Consider the following 3,873-nt stretch of genomic DNA (forward strand, 5'->3'; position numbering starts at 1 on the left):
GGCCCGGGGCGGGAGGCGCCGGGGTACAGCGGGGCGTCCAGGGACGGGTCGTCCGGGCGGTGACCGCCGTAGCCGACCGGGCCACCGCCGCCGAGGCGGTCGCCGTGGCCGGAGGGGGGGCCCGCGGTGGACAGGCCGCTGTACAGGTCCCGCCGGTCCTGCTGGAAGGTACCGCCGTGGCTGTGGGGACCGCTGTTGCCGTAGGGGTCGCTGGAGCCGAATTCCCTGCTCTGGGCCGGGAGGTCCCCGTAAGCAGAGCGCCCGCCGTGGCCGGGGGCGCCGCTGTGGACGTAGGGGGCGCCCTGGTCCGGGAGGCCGCCGTGGCCGGTGTTGTCGCCGTAGCCCGACACCGCCCCGCGGGACGGGGCCCCGTGGGCGGGATTCCCGGTGTCCGGCGGCACGGACGGCACCGCCGTGTCCGCACCCCCGTCCTCCTCAGCGACGGTCGGCGGCGGTTCCCCGGTGGCGGGTCCGTCCTCGTACCCGTGGCCGTGGTCCTCGTACTCGCCGTACTCGTCGTACTCGCCGTACTCGTCGTAGGCCCGGGGGTCCCAGTCCTCCTCGTACCGCTCCCGCTCCCCCGCCTCGCGGACGTCGGCGGGCGGGAAGACCAGGGAGCGCAGGTTGAGCGCCACGTGGACCAGGACCGGCACCCAGACGCTTCCGGTCCCCAGGTACAGGACGGTGAAGAGTGCGCCGGACGCACCGGCGCTGACCAGGCCCCACCAGCCCTGGTAGAGGTGCGCGACGGAGAACAGCAGCACCGACAGCACGGCGGCGCCCCACAGCGGCACGCCCGTGCTGGCGACCAGGAGGATGAACAGGCCCCGGTAGAGCAGTTCCCCGAACACGCCCCCGGTGACGGCCACCCCGGCGGCCATCGCCCGTTCGGCGGTGGTGCGCGGCGCGAGCAGCCCCCGGTCGCGCTCGGGTTCGGGAAGGCTGAGCGGCGCGGCGGAGCGCCGTCCGCGGGTGCTCGCGCCCTGGTCGCGCCTGCCCCGCGCCGACCTCCCGCGGCCGCGGCCGGAGCGCCCGGGCCCCTTCGGAAGCCCGTTGACCAGCAGCCAGAACCCGGTGAGGACGAGCAGGCCGCCGACGGCGCCGCCCGCGATCGGCCCCCACGCGTCGGGCAGGCGCAGGCCCAGGTCAGCGGCGACCAAGCCCGGCGAGAGCAGCAGCGCCCCGAAGACGGCCAGGCCCCACAGCGCGTGGACGCCCATGGTGACGGCGTGCAGGAGCGTGAGGGCGCGCGCGTCGCCGTCTCGCCTACGGGACAGCCACGTGAACGCCCTCCTGCCGAGGAGGGGTTCGCCGAGGGCCGCGAAGAGGAGCAGCAGGACCGTCAGAACGGTTCCGGCGAGGCTGAACTGAGGGAGGGACTCCGACCATGGCACGGGGCAATAGTAGGGGTCCGAAACAAGTCATAGCGCACATGCCGTATCTCACCCACGACTGCTCCCGCTCCTGACCACCTCTTGCCGCGCGGCCCGAGAAGGGAGACCGTATAAGTGACACAGGTCACAGCGCGGACGGGCCATCCGTTCCCGTGCGGCCACCGCTCGGATCACGAAGGGCTGGGTAGCAGGGATGGCAGATCGCAACGTCAACGGAACCGGAGCCTCAGCCGGAGCCGTACCGAGGGCCGACGGGCCCCGCGACATCCGCAACATCGCGCTGGTCGGACCGTCCGGAGCCGGGAAGACGAGCCTGTTCGAGGCGCTGCTCGCCGCCGCCGGGGAGATCAGTCGCCCCGGCAGCGTGGAGGAGGGCACGACCGTCAGCGACCACGACGAGGTCGAGATCCGGCAGGGGCGGTCGGTCGACCTCACCGTCAACCCGGTCATGGTCGGCGACGTCAAGGTCAACCTGCTGGACACCCCCGGGTACGCGGACTTCATCGGCGCGATGCGCGCCGGACTGCGCGGGGCCGACGCCGCACTGTTCGTCGTGTCCGCCCTGGAGGGCGTGGACGGCCGCACCCGAGTGCTGTGGGAGGAGTGCGCCGACGTCGGCATGCCCCGGGCGGTGGCCGTCACCAGGATCGACCACCCGCGCGCGGACTACGACGAGGTCGTCGCCCAGTGCCGGGAGGCGTTCGGTCCGGGCGTGCACCCCGCCTACGTACCGGCCGCGGAGGGCACGGGGGACGAGCGCCGAGTGGTCGGCGTGTGGGGACTGGTCTCCGAGCGGTACTACGACTACTCCGAGGGCGCAGACGGCTCCGAGGGCGCGAAGCGTTCCGGCCGCTCCGGAGGAGACGGGCCCGGGTCCGCCCCCACGGCGCGTCCGGTGCCGGACTGGCTGCGCGAGGCGGCGGGACCGCTCCGGGAGACCCTCGTCGAGGAGGTCATCACCGAGAGCGAGGACGAGGTCCTCATGGAGCGCTACATGGAGGGCGGAGAACTCGACCCCGACCTGCTCATCGACGACCTCCAGAAGGCGGTCGCCACGGGCGGCTTCCATCCCGTCCTGGCGATCAGCACCACGACCGGGGTGGGTGTGCGCGAACTGCTGCGCGAGCTGCCGCTCTCGTGCCCGGACCCGACCCGGCGCCCGTTCCCCGAGGCCTTCACTCCGGAGGGCGAACCGGTGGCGGGGCTGTCCTGCGATCCGGACGGCCCTCTCGTCGCACAGGTCCTCAGCACCGCCGGGGACCCGTACGTGGGCCGGGTGAGCCTGGTGCGCGTCCTCTCGGGGACCCTGCGCCCCGACACGCGGGTCCACCTGCACGGCCACGGGGTCCCGTGCGGGCTGACCGGCCAGGACGAGCTGGACCGAACGGGCAACGACGAGCGCACGGGACCGCTGTCCGTGCCGCTGGGCCGCGGGAACCGGCCGGTGGGCCAGGCGGTCGCCGGAGACCTGTGCCTGGTGGCGAAGCTGCCCGACGCCCGCACAGGCGACACCCTCTCCGAGCCGGAGCGGCCGGTGCGCGTGGCGCCGTGGCGCTTCCCGCGTCCGCTGCTGCCGGTGGCGGTGAGCGCGGCGTCCTCGGGGGACGAGGACAAGCTGTCGCACGCGGTGGCCCGGCTGGTGGCGGAGGACCCGTCCCTGCGGGTGGAGGTGAACGCCGAGACCCACCAGATGGTGCTGTGGAGCCTGGGCGAGGCGCACCTGGACGCCGCGCTGGACCGGTTGGAGCACCGCCACGGGGTGCGGGTGCGCACCGGGGAGGTGCGCGTGCCGCTGCGGGAGACCTTCGCGGTTCCGGCGCAGGGCACCGGGAGGAACGTTAAGCAGAGCGGCGGGCACGGGGAGTTCGGTGTCTGCCGGATCCGTGTGGAGCCGCTGGAGTCCGGCGCGGGCCTGGAGTTCGTCGACGAGATCGTGGGCGGGGTGGTGCCCCGGCAGTTCGTCCTGTCCGTGGAGAAGGGCGTGCGCGCGCAGATGGCGGACGGCGTCGGGACGGCAGCCGGTGCGAGGGACGGCGCGGGGCCCGGGGACGGAGCGGACACCGGGTCGGGGCACCCGCTGGTGGATATCCGGGTGACGCTCTACGACGGCAAGGCGCACTCGGTGGACTCCTCGGACACGGCCTTCCAGAAGGCTGGGCGGCTGGCGCTCAGGGAGGCGGCGGCCGCGGCGCGGCTGACGGTGCTCGAACCGGTGGACGAGGTGTCCGTGGAGGTGGACGACGCCTACCTGGGCGCGGTGCTGAGCGACCTGTCGGCCCGGCGCGGCCGGGTGGTGGGGACCGAGTCGGTGCGGGGCGGCCGGGCGGTGGTGCGCGCGGAGGTGCCGGAGCTGGAGATCGTGCGGTACGCGGTGGATCTGCGGTCGATATCGCACGGCACGGGCGTGTTCAGCCGGGAGTACGCGCGGCACGAGCCGCTGCCCGCGCGGGCGGCGGCGCGGCTGGCCGGTCGGGGCGGG

General features: G+C 74.5%; 2 protein-coding genes. One reads left to right on the plus strand and one right to left on the minus strand.

Annotated features, from left to right (window positions below; all coding sequences use genetic code 11):
- On the minus strand, nucleotides 1-1,394 hold a 1,394-nt coding region (locus ABD54_RS26770), incomplete at its 3' end, for a CPBP family intramembrane glutamic endopeptidase (protein ID WP_053063657.1).
- Between the two features lie 193 nt (nucleotides 1,395-1,587).
- On the opposite strand from ABD54_RS26770, the gene ABD54_RS25860 reads away from it, so the two are divergent.
- Nucleotides 1,588-3,873: elongation factor G-like protein EF-G2 (locus tag ABD54_RS25860; protein ID WP_047872161.1), on the plus strand; the 2,286-nt coding region annotated here is incomplete at its 3' end.

Source organism: Nocardiopsis sp. RV163, from assembly GCF_001029525.1.
Taxonomy (GTDB): Bacteria; Actinomycetota; Actinomycetes; order Streptosporangiales; family Streptosporangiaceae; genus Nocardiopsis; species Nocardiopsis dassonvillei.